Source organism: Streptomyces durbertensis, from assembly GCF_014156695.1.
Classification (GTDB): Bacteria; Actinomycetota; Actinomycetes; order Streptomycetales; family Streptomycetaceae; genus Streptomyces; species Streptomyces durbertensis.
Genome location: NZ_WMLF01000074.1, coordinates 1 through 16,711, shown reverse-complemented (window position 1 = coordinate 16,711; position 16,711 = coordinate 1). Strand labels below are relative to the sequence as shown.

12 protein-coding genes and 1 riboswitch are annotated in these 16,711 nt (G+C 70.4%); of the genes, 5 read left to right on the top strand and 7 right to left on the bottom strand.

Translation table 11 applies throughout. The annotated features are described in order from the left end of the window. Positions 1 to 99 precede the first annotated feature (99 nt). From GL263_RS07685 to GL263_RS07665, 5 genes are all read right to left on the bottom strand, one after another. Entirely contained in the window at positions 100 to 1,056 is a 957-nt protein-coding gene (locus GL263_RS07685; RefSeq protein WP_228456214.1) for a ribonucleotide-diphosphate reductase subunit beta, read from the bottom strand. 113 nt (positions 1,057 to 1,169) lie between these two features. Beyond that, positions 1,170 to 3,551, bottom strand: a complete 2,382-nt coding sequence (locus GL263_RS07680; RefSeq protein ID WP_182854837.1) for a ribonucleoside-diphosphate reductase subunit alpha — start codon at positions 3,549 to 3,551, stop codon at positions 1,170 to 1,172. Positions 3,552 to 3,683: 132 nt separating this feature from the next. After that, positions 3,684 to 3,811: riboswitch (cobalamin riboswitch) on the bottom strand. A gap of 74 nt (positions 3,812 to 3,885) precedes the next feature. Then, positions 3,886 to 4,092, bottom strand: coding sequence for a YbdD/YjiX family protein (locus tag GL263_RS07675; RefSeq protein WP_182854836.1), 207 nt, complete (start codon positions 4,090 to 4,092; stop codon positions 3,886 to 3,888). Further along, positions 4,089 to 6,293 carry a carbon starvation CstA family protein gene (locus GL263_RS07670; protein WP_228456212.1) on the bottom strand — a complete coding sequence of 735 codons (2,205 nt, stop codon included), beginning with the start codon at positions 6,291 to 6,293 and terminating at the stop codon, positions 4,089 to 4,091. The genes GL263_RS07675 and GL263_RS07670 overlap by 4 nt, the downstream gene beginning before the upstream one ends. A gap of 339 nt (positions 6,294 to 6,632) precedes the next feature. Further along, a complete protein-coding gene (locus GL263_RS07665; protein WP_182854834.1) occupies positions 6,633 to 7,418 on the bottom strand; it encodes a GntR family transcriptional regulator in 786 nt (261 codons plus the stop codon). Positions 7,419 to 7,913: 495 nt separating this feature from the next. Between GL263_RS07665 and GL263_RS07660 the strand changes: the two genes are divergently transcribed. The 5 genes from GL263_RS07660 to GL263_RS07640 all read left to right on the top strand — a co-directional run bounded on the left by GL263_RS07660 (position 7,914) and on the right by GL263_RS07640 (position 14,780). Beyond that, a complete protein-coding gene (locus tag GL263_RS07660) occupies positions 7,914 to 9,209 on the top strand; it encodes a sugar ABC transporter substrate-binding protein (protein WP_182854833.1) in 1,296 nt (431 codons plus the stop codon). A gap of 91 nt (positions 9,210 to 9,300) precedes the next feature. Further along, a complete protein-coding gene (locus tag GL263_RS07655; protein ID WP_182854832.1) occupies positions 9,301 to 10,305 on the top strand; it encodes a carbohydrate ABC transporter permease in 1,005 nt (334 codons plus the stop codon). Next, positions 10,302 to 11,213: a carbohydrate ABC transporter permease gene (locus tag GL263_RS07650; RefSeq protein WP_182854831.1), complete on the top strand. Its 912-nt coding sequence runs from the start codon at positions 10,302 to 10,304 to the stop codon at positions 11,211 to 11,213. The genes GL263_RS07655 and GL263_RS07650 overlap by 4 nt, the downstream gene beginning before the upstream one ends. Before the next feature lie 6 nt (positions 11,214 to 11,219). Then, on the top strand, positions 11,220 to 12,752 hold the full coding sequence (locus GL263_RS07645) for a glycoside hydrolase family 3 protein (protein ID WP_182854830.1): 1,533 nt from the start codon (positions 11,220 to 11,222) through the stop codon (positions 12,750 to 12,752). A gap of 549 nt (positions 12,753 to 13,301) precedes the next feature. Continuing rightward, positions 13,302 to 14,780, top strand: coding sequence for a sensor histidine kinase (locus GL263_RS07640; protein WP_182854829.1), 1,479 nt, complete (start codon positions 13,302 to 13,304; stop codon positions 14,778 to 14,780). A gap of 251 nt (positions 14,781 to 15,031) precedes the next feature. On the opposite strand, the gene GL263_RS07635 is transcribed toward GL263_RS07640, so the two are convergent. Both GL263_RS07635 and GL263_RS07630 read right to left on the bottom strand, forming a co-directional pair. Then, positions 15,032 to 15,289: a WhiB family transcriptional regulator gene (locus tag GL263_RS07635; protein WP_143646083.1), complete on the bottom strand. Its 258-nt coding sequence runs from the start codon at positions 15,287 to 15,289 to the stop codon at positions 15,032 to 15,034. Between the two features lie 314 nt (positions 15,290 to 15,603). Beyond that, positions 15,604 to 16,572, bottom strand: coding sequence for a diacylglycerol/lipid kinase family protein (locus tag GL263_RS07630; RefSeq protein WP_182854828.1), 969 nt, complete (start codon positions 16,570 to 16,572; stop codon positions 15,604 to 15,606). Between the last annotated feature and the right edge of the window lie 139 nt (positions 16,573 to 16,711).

Below are 16,711 nucleotides of genomic sequence, written 5' to 3'. Positions count from 1 at the left end.
CTACAACTGCGGCGGCTGCTGAGCCGAACCGGCACGGCCGGCCCGGGCGCTCCCCTCGGAACGCCCGGGCCGACCGTGGACGTGGTGGCCCGGAGGGGCCTAGAAGTCGTCGTCGAAGGAGACCGAGCCCTCGACCGCGACCTGGTAGGCGGAGGCGCGTCGCTCGAAGAAGTTCGTCAGCTCCTGCACGTTCTGCAACTCCATGAAGGAGAACGGGTTCTCCGAGCCGAACACCGGCTCCAGGCCCAGTCGCACGAGCCGCTGGTCGGCGACGCAGCGCAGGTACTCGCGCATCGACTCGGTGTTCATCCCGGGCAGCCCCTCACCGCACAGGTCGCGGGCGAACTGCAGCTCGGCCTCCACCGCCTCCTCCAGCATGGCGGTCACCTGCCTGCCCAACTCCTCGTCGAACAGCTCCGGTTCCTCCTCGCGCACGGTGTCCACCACGTGGAAGGCGAAGTCCATGTGGCAGCTCTCGTCGCGGAACACCCAGTTGGTGCCGGTGGCCAGGCCGTGCAGCAGGCCGCGCGAGCGGAACCAGTACACGTAGGCGAACGCGCCGTAGAAGAACAGCCCTTCGATGCAGGCGGCGAAGCAGATCAGGTTGAGCAGGAAGCGCCGCCGGTCCTCCTTCGTCTCCAGCCGGTCGATCTTCTCCACCGAGTCCATCCAGCGGAAGCAGAACTGCGCCTTCTCCCGGATGGAGGGGATGTTCTCCACGGCGGCGAACGCCTCGGCGCGCTCGTCCGGATCGGGCAGGTAGGTGTCGAGCAGCGTCAGGTAGAACTGGACGTGCACGGCCTCCTCGAAGAGCTGTCGCGACAGGTACAGCCGCGCCTCGGGGGAGTTGATGTGCTTGTAGAGCGTCAGCACCAGGTTGTTGGCGACGATCGAGTCACCGGTCGCGAAGAACGCCACCAGCCGCCCGATGAGGTGCTGTTCGCCGGCGGAGAGCTTGGCGAGGTCGGCCACGTCGGAGTGGAGGTCGACCTCCTCGACGGTCCAGGTGTTCTTGATGGCGTCCCGGTAGCGGTCGTAGAAGTCCGGGTAGCGCATCGGGCGCAGGGTCAGCTCGAAGCCCGGGTCGAGCAGCTTCCCGCGACGCTTCGACCCTCCGGCCGTGGCGGTCTCACCTGCGGCGGTGCCGGCTTCGGTCTCGACGGGGGTGTTCACTGGCAGGCCTCGCAGGACTCGGGGTTCTCAAGGGAGCAGGCGACGGCGTCCTCGGCGGGCGCCGACTGCTGGGCGGGCAGCTGGGCGGCGGCGGAGGACCGGGCCGACTGGGCGATCCGCGTCGCCGGCCGCGACCGCAGGTAGTAGGTGGTCTTGATGCCGCGCTTCCAGGCGTAGGCGTACATCGAGCTGAGCTTGCCGATGGTCGGCGCGGCCATGAAGAGGTTGAGCGACTGGCTCTGGTCCAGGTACGGGGTGCGGGCGGCGGCCAGGTCGATCAGCGCCCGCTGCGGGACCTCCCACGCCGTGCGGTACAGCGCCCGCACGTCCTCGGGCAGTCCGGGCAGTTCCTGCACCGAGCCGTTGGCCTCCCGCAGCGCCTGCCTGGCCGTGTCGTCCCAGCGGCCCAGCCGCTTCAGCTCCTCCACCAGGTAGGTGTTGACCTGCAGGAACTCACCGCTGAGCGTCTCGCGCTTGAAGAGGTTGGACACCTGCGGCTCGATGCACTCGTAGACGCCGGCGATGGAGGCGATCGTCGCGGTGGGCGCGATGGCCAGCAGCAGCGAGTTGCGCATCCCGGTGCGGGCGATCCGCGTCCGCAGCGCCTCCCACCGCTCCGGCCACGCCGGGGCGGCGTCCGGGTAGTGGTCGGGGTGCAGGACGCCGCGCGCGGTGCGGGTGGCGGACCAGCGCTCGTGCGGACCGTGCCGCTCGGCGAGGTCGGCGGACGCCTCGTAGGCGGCGAGCATGATCCGCTCGGAGATCCGGGTGGACAGCGCCTTCGCCTCGGGGGAGTCGAACGGCAGCCGGAGCCGGAAGAAGACGTCCTGGAGGCCCATCAGGCCCAGACCCACCGGGCGCCAGCGGGCGTTGGAGTTCCGCGCCTGCTCGGTGGGGTAGAAGTTGATGTCCACCACCCGGTCGAGGAAGGTGACGGCCGTGCGGACGGTGCTGTCCAGCCGCTCCCAGTCCATGTCGCCGTCGTCGCCGAGGTGCGCGGCGAGGTTGACCGAGCCGAGGTTGCACACGGCGGTCTCGCCGTCGTCGGTGACCTCCAGGATCTCGGTGCACAGGTTCGAGGAGTGCACGACGCGGCCGGGCTCGGCGGTCTGGTTGGCGGTGCGGTTGGCGGCGTCCTTGAACGTCATCCAGCCGTTGCCGGTCTGCGCGAGGGTGCGCATCATGCGGGCGTACAGCTGCCGCGCCGGCACGGACCGGACGGCCAGACCGGATTCCTCGGCGGCCCGGTAGGCGGCGTCGAACTCCTCGCCCCACAGGTCGACGAGCTGCGGCACGTCCACCGGGGAGAACAGCGACCACTGGCCGTCGGCCTCCACGCGGCGCATGAACTCGTCCGGGATCCAGTGCGCGATGTTCAGGTTGTGGGTCCGCCGCGCCTCCTCGCCGGTGTTGTCGCGCAGCTCCAGGAACTCCTCGATGTCCGCGTGCCAGGTCTCCAGGTAGACGCAGGCGGCGCCCTTGCGCCGGCCGCCCTGGTTGACGGCGGCGACCGAGGAGTCCAGCGTCCGCAGGAACGGCACGATGCCGTTGGAGTGGCCGTTGGTGCCCCGGATCAGCGAACCGCGGGCGCGGATACGGGAGTAGGACAGCCCGATGCCGCCGGCGTGCTTCGACAGCCGGGCCACCTGGTGGTAGCGGTCGTAGATGGAGTCCAGCTCGTCCAGCGGCGAGTCCAGCAGGTAGCAGGAGGACATCTGCGGGTGCCGGGTGCCGGAGTTGAACAGCGTGGGGGAGGACGGCAGGTAGGAGAGCGTGCTGGTGAGCCGGTACAGCTCGGCGACCTCGGCCAGCGCGGCGCTCTCGTCGCTGCTCCCGGAGTTCCCGGGGTTGCCGGTGTCCGCCAGGCCGCAGGCGACCCGCAGCAGGAAGTGCTGGGGGGTCTCGACGACCTGCCGGGTCATCGGGTGCCGCAGCAGGTAGCGGGAGTGCACGGTCCGCAGCCCGAAGTAGCCGAAGCGGTCGTCCGCGCCCTCGGCCAGCGCCCGCTCGACGAGGTCGTCGAGCGCGGGCGCGTGCCGCGCGACAAACGCGGCGGTGGAGTCGGCGATCAGACCCTCGCGGTGCCCGACGGCCACCGAGGCGGAGAAGGACACCGCCCCCTGGCCGGCCGCCTCCTCCCGGATGGCAAGCGTCAACAGGCGCGCGGCGAGCCGGGAGTACTGCGGCTCGTCACCGATCAGCCCGGCCGCCGCCTCGACGGCCAGCGACCGCAGCTCGGCCTCGTCCGAACCGGCGTGCCGGCCGCGCAGCGCGGCGGCGGCCACCCTGCCGGGCTCGGTCGCGGTCAGGTCGGCGGTCAGGTCGGTCAGTGTGCGCAGCAGTGCCGCTGACACCGGCTCCGCGGGTGCGATGGTCACGGGGCGTGCTCTCCCTCGCTCGGCATGGCCTGCGCGGGTGGGCGGGGGAGCGCGCACATGACGCGCCGGCACGACCCCATGGCCGTACGGCGTGTCAGACGGCGTCCCTCAGCCCATCCCACGAGACCCGGACGTCTTCGAAGGCCGCCGGCAGGTACTCGGACTCGCGCCGGAGCCGTGGAAGGCCGGCGCTCACCGTTGCGGGACAGTCCCGGAGTCTCACCGGGTTCCCCTGCGTCAGCGGCGAGGAAGAGCATACATCTAGTGGTGCCCTGTGGGTGCACCCCCATATGTTGTGTCGTCTGCGGCACCTTTGCCCCACCGGGGGCGGGGCTCAGCAGCAGCGGAAGCCCTCGCGCGGGTCGGCCTCCCTGGCGTCCGTCCGGCGCCGCTCGAACTCGCGCCGGCTGAGCACGGCCACGCCGGGCGCCTGCCGGCGGGCGTGTTCCACGTAGCGGTCGTACGCGGCCTCGCCGGTGGCCTCCCGCCAGAACCACCGGGCGCGGGCGGCCAGCGCCCGCAGCCGCGCGGTCCGCCTCACGTCCGCCTCCCCACCGGCTCGGGGCGCTCGTCCCCGGGGCCTTCAGCGGCCCCGGAGCCGGGCCCGGACCCGGCGCTCCGCGCGGCGGCCTCGGCGGCGGCCAGTTCGGCCTTCTCCTCGGCCGTCGCGAACAGTCCGGCGGGTGCGACGATCCGCGACTGCTCGAACGGCGCCTCGTGCAGCCGGACCTGCTCCGGGTGGCGGATGGCGCGGTAGCAGACCCGTCCGGCGTCCAGGATCACCACGATGATCAGGACCGCGAACAGCGCCGCCAGCACCCCGTCGACCGTCGAGTTGGTGACGATGGTCCGCATCTCGCCCATGTCCTTCGCGGGCGGGATGAGTTGGCCGGCGTTGATGCCGTCCTGGTAGACCTGCCGCTGGGTGAAGAAGCCGACGCGCGGGTTACCGGAGAAGATCTTCTGCCAGCTCGCGGTGAGGGTGACGGCGACGTCCCAGGCGAGCGGGACGCCGGTGACCCACGCCCATTTCAGCCGCCCGGACTTGACCAGCAGCGTGGTGCAGACGGCCAGCGCGACGGCGGCGAGCAGTTGGTTGGCGATGCCGAAGAGCGGGAAGAGCTGGTTGATGCCGCCGAGCGGGTCGTGCACGCCGACCCACAGGAAGTAGCCCCAGGCGCCGACGACGACCGCGCTGGTGAACCACACCCCCGGTGCCCAGCTGACCTGCCGGAACGGCTTGTAGAGGTTGCCGAGGGTGTCCTGGAGCATGAAGCGGCCGACGCGGGTGCCGGCGTCCAGGGTGGTCAGGATGAACAGCGCCTCGAACATGATCGCGAAGTGGTACCAGAACGCCTTCATCGCGCTGCCGCCGACGACCGCCGAGAAGATCTCCGACATGCCGAGCGCGAACGTGGGGGCGCCCCCGGTGCGGGAGAGCAGGCTCTCCTCCTCGACCGCCGCGGCCGCCGCCGCCAACTCCTGCGGCGAGATGGTGAACCCGAAGTCCGCCACCGCCGCCGACGCCGCCTCCACGGTCGAACCGATCATCCCCGAGGGGGAGTTGATGGCGAAGAACAGCCCGGGGTCGATGATGCAGGCGGCGATCATCGCCATCACGGCCACAAACGACTCGGTGAGCATGGCGCCGTAGCCGACCATGCGGACCTGCGTCTCCTTCTGGATCATCTTCGGCGTGGTGCCGGAGGCGACCAGCGAGTGGAAACCGGAGAGCGCGCCGCAGGCGATGGTGACGAAGACAAACGGGAAGAGCGAGCCGGCGAAGACCGGCCCGTCGCCCCGGGCGGCGAAGTCGGTGACGGCGGGCATCTTCAGGGTCGGCATCGCGACGAGCACACCGATGGCCAGCAGGACGATCGTGCCGACCTTCATGAACGTCGACAGGTAGTCGCGGGGCGCCAGCAGCATCCACACCGGAAGCACCGAGGCCACAAAGCCGTAGGCGACCATCCACAGCACCAGCGCGCCCGGGGAGAGCGTGAAGGTGTCGGCCCAGGAGGACTCGGCCACCCAGCCGCCGGCGACGATCGCCAGCAGGAGCAGCAGCACCCCGATCACCGAGACCTCGGTGACCCGCCCGGGGCGCAGGATCCGCAGGTAGAAGCCCATGAAGAAGGCGATCGGGATGGTCATGCCGATCGAGAAGACGCCCCAGGGGGAGTGGGCGAGCGCGTTCACGATGACCAGGGCGAGCACCGCGAGCAGGATGATCATGATGGCGAACACCGCGACCAGCGCCGCCGCGCCGCCGAACGGGCCGATCTCGTCGCGGGCCATCTGCCCGAGCGAGCGGCCGTTGCGCCGGGTGGAGAAGAACAGCGTGACCATGTCCTGGACGGCGCCGGCGAAGATGACGCCGACGATGATCCAGATCGTGCCGGGCAGGTAGCCCATCTGCGCGGCGAGCACGGGCCCCACCAGTGGTCCCGCGCCGGCGACCGCCGCGAAGTGGTGGCCGAAGAGCACCCGGCGGTCGGTGGGGTGGAAGTCCACGCCGTTGTCGAGCCGTTCGGCCGGGGTCGCGCGGTGCTTGTCGACGCGCAGCACCCGGGTGGCGATGAAGCGCGAGTAGAAGCGGTACGCGATGGCGTACGTGCCCAGGGCGGCGGCGACCATCCAGGCCGCCGAGATCTCCTCGCCGCGGGCCAGCGCCAGCATGCTCCAGCCGAGTCCGCCGGCCACGGCGACGGCGGCCCAGCCCGCGACCGCGGCGGGGGACATACGGCGTCGGACCGCTTGACCGGTCCGGTCGGGTGGCGCTGCGGCGCGCTCGGACATGACGCGGCTCCGTTCCTGCGCGTGCGCGCCCGCCCGGGCGTTGTGGCCGGGGGCGGCCGCGTCTGCTGATCTGTGAAAACGCGCAGGAAATCTAAGGCCGGTGGTGGCGGGGCGTCATCAGGTCGACTGTCGACCGGCCGACGAGCGGTCGGGTTCTGCGCCGAACGGCGTCGGCCGTCCGGTAGGCGGACACGCGGGCCCCGGCGAGGGGCGGCGCGCTCACCGGACGCCCGCCGCCCCTCACACGGCGCCGCTCCCGGGTCACTTCGACGGGCCGGGTCCTCAGTCCGCCGGGCGCTGGAGCCTGGCGACGAACTTGTAGCGGTCGCCCCGGTAGACCGAGCGCACCCACTCCACGGGCTCGCCGTCCCGGTCGAAGGAGTGCCGGGAGAGCATCAGCATCGGCAGGCCCACGTCCGTGCCGAGCAGCCCGGCCTCCCTCGGGGTGGCCAGCGAGGTCTCGATGGTCTCCTCGGCTTCGGCGAGGTGGACGCCGTAGACCTCGGAGAGCGCGGTGTAGAGCGAGGAGTAGCGCACGAGGCTGCGGCGCAGGGCGGGGAAGCGCTTCTGGGACAGGTGGGTGGTCTCGATGGCCATCGGCTCGCCGCTGGCCAGCCGCAGCCGTTCGATGCGCAGCACGCGGCCGCCGGCCGGCACGCCGAGCAGCGCGGCGAGCCGTTCGTCGGCCGTCACGTAGCCGATGTCCAGCAGCTGGGAGGTCGGCTCCAGGCCCTGGGCGCGCATGTCCTCGGTGTAGGAGGTCAGCTGGAGTGCCTGGGAGACCTTGGGCTTGGCGACGAAGGTGCCCTTGCCCTGGATGCGCTCCAGCCGGCCCTCGACGACCAGTTCGCTGAGCGCCTGGCGGACGGTGGTGCGGGAGGTGTCGAACTCCGTCGCCAGCGTCCGCTCGGGTGGGACCGGGGTGCCGGGCGGCATGGTCTCGGTCATCTCCAGGAGATGACGCTTGAGCCGGTAGTACTTGGGTACACGGGCGGTCCTGGTGGCGCCGGCCGGGCCGTTCTCGGCCGCCGTCCGTCCGTCCGGCCCGTGTTGTGCTGCTGCCGTCACCGCTTCCTCCGACTCCTGTGTTGCGACCCGCGCCGACCGTTCCCGGCGGGTGGTGGGTCCCGGTTCCAGCCATCCGCCTGACGGCGGGGTGCCGCCGGGCCCGGGCCCGCCCTGCCGGGCCGTACCGCGCCGCCGGCGGAGGAGGCTGGGCTGCCCCTTCTTATACACCGCGAGCGCGGTCCCGGTCCCGTCCCGGTCCGGAGCCGTTTGGTCTACACCATTAAAGGTGGCTTCCGCCGCGCTGACCAGGGGCGTGTCACCGGCGTGTCGGTTCTTCCCAACGGGCGGTGGCGCGGCGGCCACTGAGGTACGTGTCGGTCCGATAACGGACCGGTCCGGGCCTTTCGTACTCTCTTGACACCCCCAAAGGTCTAGGCCAAGCTGCGGGGCACTGGTCCAGACCATTTGGGCCAGCGTCCCAGCCCCACGGGCAGTGCTCGTTGTGTGCCTCCGCGGTGGGCGGGAGATCATTGGCATCCCCGAGGAGGGTGTGACGTGCAGCGCAAGCTCATAGCGGCCATCGGAGCCGTCGCGATGATGGCCTCGCTGGCCGCCTGCGGTGGCGACAGCGACAACTCGTCCAAGGACCCGAAGGACCGGGACGAGACGCTCACCGTGTGGCTGATGAACGACGCGGAGAGCACCTGGCCGGAACTGGTCAAGGACGTCAACGCCCAGTTCAAGAAGAAGTACCCCAAGGTGGACGTCAAGGTCCAGTACCAGCAGTGGGGTGACAAGGCCAAGAAGCTCGACACCGCCCTGGGCGGCAGCAAGTTCCCGGACGTCGTCGAACTCGGCAACACCGAGACGATGACCTACATCCTCAACGGCGCCCTGGCCGAGATCGACGAGAAGAAGTACGAGAACTCGGACACCTGGATCCAGGGCCTGAAGGACACCTGCAGCTTCGAGGGCAAGCTCTACTGCGTGCCCTACTACGCCGGCGCCCGCGTCGCGATCCTGAACACCGAGATGTTCGAGAAGGCGACCGGCTCCAAGGAGCTCCCGCAGACCGAGGACGACCTGAAGAAGGCCCTCGACAAGGTCGGCGACGAGTACGGCAAGGACAAGGCGTTCTCCTCGCTCTACCTGCCGGGCAAGTACTGGTACGCGGCCATGTCCTACGTCGCGGCGTACAACGGCAGCATCGCCGAGTACGACGAGGGCAAGAAGGAGTGGAAGGGCAACCTCTCCAGCCCCGAGTCGCAGAAGGGCATCAAGCACTTCGTCGACCTGGTCAACACGTACAACAACGCCGACAAGACCAAGGACGAGCAGGACCACGCCAACGTCATGGCCAACGAGAAGGCGGCCCTGATCTACGGCAACGGCTGGGAGGCCGGCTCCGTCGTCACCGGTGAGAGCGGCAACCCCAAGCTCGAAGGCAAGATCGCCACGGCCGGCATGCCCGGCCCGAACGGCAAGGCGCTGCCGTCCTTCATCGGCGGCTCGGACCTCGCGGTCATCGAGAAGTCCAAGGTCAAGGACCTCGGCGAAGAGTGGATCTCGATGTTCACCAGCGCCAAGTCCATGGAGGTGCTGGCCTCCAAGAACATCCTGCCGAACAACACCAAGCAGCTCGAGCCGCTGAAGAACAACCCGGAGACCGCGCCGATCGCCAACGCGGTGCCGGACGCCTGGTTCACCCCGATCGCGCCCGGCTGGACCGCGATCGAGAAGCAGCTCGTGCTGGAGAACATGCTGCTCGAGGTCGTCCGTGGCGGCTCCGTCGAGGCCGCGACCAAGAAGGCCGACGCCAAGATCAACGAACTGATCAACAGCGAAGCCTGACCGGCCGGACACGACACGCGCGGGCGGGGGCTGACCACTCGCCTCCGCCCGCGCGTCCACGGGTGAACAGACAAGACGGAAGGCCAGCACAGTGACTGCCGCCGACACCAAAGCCGCCGAACCACCGGTAGCCGACTCCCCGCCCCCGGGTGGGACCGGCGGGCCCGGGAAGGACAAGGGGAGAGCACGCCGTCCCGGCGGCTCCACATCCGGCGGCCTCCTGCCCTACTTCCTCATCGGACCGGCCATCGTCGCGATCGCCGCCGTCTTCGCCTGGCCGCTGGTCAAGACGGTGATCATGTCCTTCCAGGACATGGGGCGCCGCGAACTGTGGACCGGCGCCACCCCGCCGTGGGTGGGCTTCGAGAACTTCAGCGCGATCCTCGCCGACTCCCACTTCTGGTCGGTGACCTTCAAGACGGTCCTGTTCATGGTCGTCTGCGTCACCCTCACCATGGGCCTCGGCCTGCTGCTCGCCATGATGATGCAGCGCATGTCGACCTGGGTCCGGCTGCTGCTGACCGGGGCGCTCGTCGCCGCCTGGTCCATGCCGCTCCTCGTCGCCACCTCGATTTTCCGCTGGCTCGCCGACTCCGACTACGGCGTCATCAACAGCACGCTCAGCAAGATCCCCGGCCTCGACTTCCAGGGCCACAACTGGTTCCTCAACCCCTGGCAGGGCTTCGGCGTCATCGCCGCCGTTGTCGTCTGGGGCGCCATCCCGTTTGTCGTCGTCACCCTGTACGCCGCGCTCACCCAGGTCCCGCAGGAACTGGAGGAGGCCGCGCAGCTCGACGGCGCCGGCCGCTGGGGCGTCTTCAAGCACGTGATCTTCCCGGTCATCAAGCCCGTCTTCCAGATGGTCGCCACGCTCTCCGTGATCTGGGACTTCAACGTCTTCGGCCAGGTCTTCCTGATGCGCGGCAACAAGCCCGAGCCGGAGTACGAACTCCTGGGCATCTACTCCTTCCAGAAGGCCTTCTCCAGCTCCTCGTTCAGCCAGGGCACCGCCATCGCCCTGATCACCGTGCTGCTGCTGTCCGGGGTGGCCGTCTACTACCTGCGCCAGCTGCTCAAGACGGGAGAAGTCGAGTGAGCGCCCCCACCTCCACACTCAAGGCCCCGGAGGCCGGCGGCACCCCGCCGGTCCAGCCGCCCGCCAAGGCGGTGCTGCGGCCCGACCGCAAGAAGCGCCGCATCGGCTACAACGTCGTCGGCCTGATCGCCTTCGTGATGATGGCCTTCCCGGTCTACTGGCTGCTGATCAGCGCCTTCCGCCCGAACCACGAGATCCGCAGCTACGACCAGTCGCTGCTGCCGACCTCGATCACCTTCGACAACTTCGTCCGCGCCAGCGAGACCCGCTTCTTCTGGACCGCGATCCAGAGCAGCCTCATCATCTGCGTGACGTCCGTACTGGGCGCCATCGTGCTCGGCACCATCGCCGCGTACGCCATCGGCCGCTTCAACTTCATCGGCCGCAAGCCGTTCATGATGGTGCTCATCCTGGTCCAGGTGCTGCCGCCGACCGCGATGCTCATCCCCATCTACGTGCAGCTCAACGCGATGGGCGCGCTCAACGAGTACTGGGGCGTCATCGTCGTCTACCTGGTGTCCGTGCTGCCGTTCAGCATCTGGATGATCCGCGGCTTTGTCGTCAACGTGCCCAAGGAGCTGGAGGAGTCGGCGATGGTCGACGGCTGCTCCCGAATGGGTGCGTTCTGGCGGGTGATCTTCCCGCTGCTCGCCCCCGGCCTCGCCGCCGCCTCGATCTTCGCCCTGATCACCGCCTGGAACGAGTACCTGTTCGCCTACGTCCTCATGCAGGACAACGACAAGTACACCCTGAACGTGTGGCTGATGAACTTCACCACCGACCGCGGCACCGACTACGGCGGTCTGATGGCGGGTTCCGTGATCATCGCCGTGCCCGTGGTCATCTTCTTCATGATCGTGCAGAAGAAGATGGCGGCCGGCCTCACCTCCGGCGCAGTGAAGGGATAGGACCGCATGACCACGCTCGTGTCCGAGACCGACACCGTCACCCGGGACGCGCTCGCCGTCCTGCAACCGGGATTCGTCGGCACCACCGCCCCCGACTGGCTGCTGCGCCGCCTCGACGACGGCCTCGCCGCCGTCGGCCTCTTCGGCCGCAACATCCGGTCCCCGGAGCAGCTCGCCGCGCTCACCACGCAACTCCGCGCCGTACGCCCCGACGTGCTCGTGGCCATCGACGAGGAGGGCGGCGACGTCACCCGGCTGGAGGTGCGCACCGGCTCCTCCTTCCCCGGCAACCTCGCCCTCGGCGCCGTCGACGACCCGGAACTGACCCGCCGGGTCGCCCGGGAACTCGGCCGCCGCCTCGCCGCCTGCGGCGTCAACCTCAACTGGGCGCCCTCGGCGGACGTCAACTCCAACCCCGGCAACCCCGTCATCGGCGTGCGCTCCTTCGGCGCCGACCCCCGGCTCGTCGCCCGCCACACCACCGCCTACATCCAGGGCATGCAGTCCGTCGGCGTCGCCGCCTGCACCAAGCACTTCCCCGGCCACGGCGACACCAACGTCGACTCCCACCACGCGCTGCCCCGCATCGACGCCGACCTGAGCACGCTCAGCACCCGGGAGCTCGTACCGTTCCGGGCCGCCGTCGCCGCGGGCACCAAGGTGATGATGAGCGCCCACATCCTGCTGCCCGCGCTGGACGCCGCGCTTCCCGCCACCCTCAGCCACTCGGCGCTCACCGGGCTGCTCCGCGCGCCCGTCACCTCCGGCGGGCTCGGCTTCGACGGCCTGATCGTCACCGACGCCGTCGAGATGAAGGCCATCGCCGACACCCACGGCATCGAGCGCGGCACGGTCCTCGCGCTGGCCGCCGGCGCCGACGCCATCTGCGTCGGCGGCGGACTGGCGGACGAGGACATCGTGCTGCGGCTGCGGGACGCCCTGGTCACCGCCGTGCGCTCCGGCGAGCTTCCGGAGGAGCGGCTGGCCGAGGCCGCCGGCCGGGTCCGCGACCTGGCCCGCTGGACCGCCGAGGGCTCCGGTGCGGGGGAGGGGGACGCACCGGAGCCCGAGGTCGGACTTGTCGCCGCGCGGCGCGCGCTTCGGGTCACCGGGGCGGAGTCCTACACCCCGCCCGTCGAGCCGCCCTACGTCGCGGCGCTCACCCCGATGGCGAACATCGCCGTCGGCGACGAGACGCCCTGGGGCGTCGCGGCCGAACTGGCCAGGCTGCTGCCGGGCACCCGTACCGGTGACTTCGGCCGCGACCAGGTCGACGACGTGGAGGCCGCGCTGCGGCGGGTGCTGTCCGAGGCCGGCGACCGGCGGATCGTCGCCGTCGTCCGGGACGCGCACCGCCACCCGTGGATGACGGCGCTGCTGGACGCGCTTGTCGCCGCCCGGCCGGAGACGGTTGTGGTGGAGATGGGAGTGCCTCAGGCACCGCCGCGCGGCGCGCTGCACATCAGCACCCACGGCGCCGCGCGGGTCTGCGGTACGGCCGCCGCCGAGGTCATCGCCGGCCGGCTGACGGCGGACTGAGGCCCTTCACCGCACAGGCCGGTCACCGCACAGGCCGGTCACCGCACAGGCCGGTCACCGTACAGGCCGGTCATCGCACAGGCCCTCCACAGCACGAGCCGGTCCCCGCACACAGGCGGGGACCGGCTCGTGGCGCTTGGTGTTCACGGCTTCCTGTGTTCGAAAGTCGAACGCGGCGCGTCCGTGCCCGCGGGCCCGACCTGACCGGCGAGAAGGGCGGCCGACCCGGAAAACACTTCGGGCCGCGGCGCCTGGGAGGGACCCTCAACCCAACCCGGCACCGCAGCCCGGAGCGATCGGAGACCGGTGCGCGGTCAGGGCAGAGAGCGCATCGGTCTCGTTCCGCCCTCCTGTGCGGGGAGGGCAGAAGTCTTTGTTTCGATGCCATTCTGGACTAGACCAGGCAGATCTGTCCATGCCTTGAACAAAAAGGTTCGCCGCAGGGGCGGCGCCGGCCCCGCACGGGCCTCCTCGCGACCCTGCACGGGCCTCCGGCCGGCCGTCGCGCCGGGTGCCGGCCCCGGCGCGGGCACCGGCTAGGCTCGGGCCGTGCCCTCCATGAACGACCTCGTACGCCAGCACACCGCGCTCGGCGAGTCCGACCTCGAATGGCTGCACCTGCTCGTCTCCGAGTGGCAGCTGCTGTCGGACCTGTCCTTCGCGGACCTCGTGCTGTGGGTGCCGACCAGGGACGGCACCCGGTACGTCTCCGTGGCCCAGATGCGGCCCAACACCGGGCCCACCTCCTACCAGGACGACATGGTCGGCCACCTGGTGCCCCGGGGCCGGCGGCCGCTGCTGGACTCCGCGCTGGACGAGGGGCGCATCGTCCGCGAGGGCGACCCGGAGTGGCGGGAGGAGGTGCCCGTGCGGGTCGAGTCGATCCCCGTGCGGCGGGCCGGCCGGGTGCTCGGCGTGATCGCCCGCAACACCAACCTGCTGACCGTGCGCACCCCCAGCCGGCTGGAACTGACCTACCTCCAGAGCGCCTCCGACCTGGCCCAGATGATCGCCGCCGGCGAGTTCCCCTTCGACGAGCAGCAGGGCGACATGGACGTCTCGCCCCGCGTGGGGGACGGCCTGATCCGGCTGGACGCCGACGGCGTCGTCCAGTACGCCAGCCCCAACGCGCTGTCCGCCTACCACCGGTTGGGCCTGGCGGCCGACCTGGTCGGGCTGCACCTCGGGCAGACGACCGCGCAGCTCGCGCCCTCGCGCGGGCCGATCGACGAGTCCCTGGTGAAGCTGGCCAGCGGCTGGGCGCCGCGCGAGGCGGAGATCGACGGGGACGAGTGCGTGGTGCAGCTGCGTGCCATCCCGCTCAAGCCGAAGGGCAGCAGAATCGGTTCTCTCGTGCTGCTGCGGGACGTCACCGAACTCCGCCGCCGCGAACGAGAGTTGATCACCAAGGACGCCACCATCCGGGAGATCCACCACCGGGTGAAGAACAACCTCCAGACGGTGGCCGCCCTGTTGCGCCTCCAGGCCAGGCGGATCGGCTCCGAGGAGGGCCGGGAGGCGCTGGAGGAGGCCGTGCGCCGGGTCGGCTCGATCGCCATCGTGCACGAGACGCTCTCCCAGAACCTCGACGAGCGTGTGGAGTTCGACGCCATCGCCGACCGGGTGCTGGCGATGGTGGCGGAGATCTCCCCGGGCAAGGTCGTCGGCCGGCGCAGCGGGCGGTTCGGCATCCTGGACGCGGAGGTCGCCACGCCGCTGTCCATGGTGCTCACCGAAGTGCTCCAGAACGCGCTGGAACACGGCTTCGGTCCCGGCGAGCACGGCACGGTCGAGGTGGGCGCCGTCCGCGGCGGCCCGCCCGGCAAGGACCGGCTCCTGGTGACGGTCCAGGACGACGGCAAGGGCCTGCCGCCCGGCTTCGACGCGCACACCGCCGGCAATCTCGGACTGCAGATCGTGCGGACCCTGGTCGAGGGCGAGTTGGGCGGCGCCTTCGGCATGGCGCCGGGGGAGGAACGCGGCACCCGCGTCACGTTTGACATCCCGCTGGGCGCCGGACGTCGCTGACGGGTTGTCGGCGCGCGGCGACGCTGCCGGCTCGCTTCTGGTTCGTTTCCGGCCGCCGGCGTAGGCGCCCCGGCGTGCGCCGTCATCCGCGCACCCGCCCGCACTCCCGTGCGTGCCGGCACACACGGCAAACCCCGGCCCGTCGGGGACGGGCCGGGGTTCGGCCGATGTGGTGAGTGCGTGCGGGTGTGCTCACCCGGTGCACTGCGATGCTGCGTCTCGGGGGGCAGCAGGCGAGGGGGTGGGGCGCGTCAGGCGGTGGCCTTGCGCGCACGGTTGCGGGCGGCGCGGCGCTTCATCGCGCGGCGCTCGTCCTCGCTCAGGCCACCCCACACACCGGAGTCCTGGCCGGACTCCAGGGCCCACTGCAGGCACTGCTCCTGAACGGGGCAGCGGCGGCAGACGGCCTTGGCTTCCTCGATCTGCAACAGCGCAGGACCGGTGTTGCCGATGGGGAAGAAGAGCTCGGGGTCTTCCTCGCGGCAAACGGCGCGGTGACGCCAGTCCATGGCTGCTCCATCTCCTGTGTTTCGAAAAGGTTGCTTGTGAATGTGAACGCTTTCACGAATCCCTGGGCAACGGAAGATCCGCACGGATAATGTGATGCGGGTCCCATGTCTGCTGCGTGGAGGGAATTCCGGCTCTCAAGGGGCCCTGTGGGCTCTCCCGATCGCCAAGAAGAGACTCGCAAACCTCGGCGACGGATACAAGCCCTTCCGGCAAGTTTTTTTCGATTCCTTGGTGTCGCCTGGCTCACAGCCGTACTTCTAGTGGGTGGAGACTGGCCTAAACGTTCGACTGGAAGGACTTTGGAGGCTTCTACTTACACAATCACACGCAGTGCACGGCGTACGCCTGTGAAGGTGACGCTCCGACGCAGCCCCAGGTGGTCACCGTCCATCTGAAACGGCAGTGGCGCCTGCGATTCCAAGGTGAACTCCGTGAGGTCGTGCAGTGTCACCGCGTGCTTGCCACGCAGCCCGCGCTCGGGCGACGAGGTGAGCAGCTGGGTGCCGTAACGGGTCACGGCCCCGGTCGACAACCTCGCCAGACCGAGCACGTCCAGCGCGCAGTCGAACGAGGCCCGCGGCGCCGCGTACACCGGACGATTCCCCAGGTAGGTCCAGGGAGCGGTGTTGCAGACTATGGACAACGCCAGCTCGTGAACCGGCTCCTGCCCCGGAACCGTGAGCGTGATCGTCCCCTTCCGGCGGTGCGGTTCCCCGAGGAACTGGCGCAGCGCCTGCCGGACGTAGAGGGCGTGGGTGGATCTCCTGCCGCGTTCCCGTGCCTGTTCGACCCGGCCCACCACACCGGCGTCGAAGCCGAACCCGGCGCAGAAGGTGAACCAGCGCCCGGGAACGGCCGCGTCGTCCGAGCCCTCCGTGCCGGCGGCCAACCCGAGCCCGATGTGCCGCGACCGCCGGGACTCGAGCGCGTCGAGCAGCGCGCCGGTGGCCTCCACGACATCGTTGGGCAGCCCCAGAGCCCGCGCGAACACGTTCGTCGAACCGCCCGGCACCACGGCCACCCCCGGCAGCCGGTCCGGGTCCGGGCCCGCGTGCAGCAGGCCGTTGACGACCTCGTTGACGGTGCCGTCGCCGCCGAGCGCGATCACCAGCTCGATCTCGCCGCCCGCCGCGGCCTCCCGGGCCAGGTCGCGGGCGTGCCCCCGGTACTCCGTGGTGGCCACCTCCAGCTTGAGGTCGCTGGCGAGCGCGTGCGTCAGCACGTCACGGGTCCGCGTACTGGTGGTGGTGGCTTTCGGGTTGACCACTAGGAGCGCACGCATGCCTGAGAGGTTACCTCGCTGGAGTGTTCCCCCACCCGGCCCCGGCCGGTCGCCGCCGGCGTGCGCCCCCGGGCTGGTAAGGACGCACGCCCCGGGCGGGGAAGGTCGTGGTACGGCATAGGCCTGTCTCTTATACACA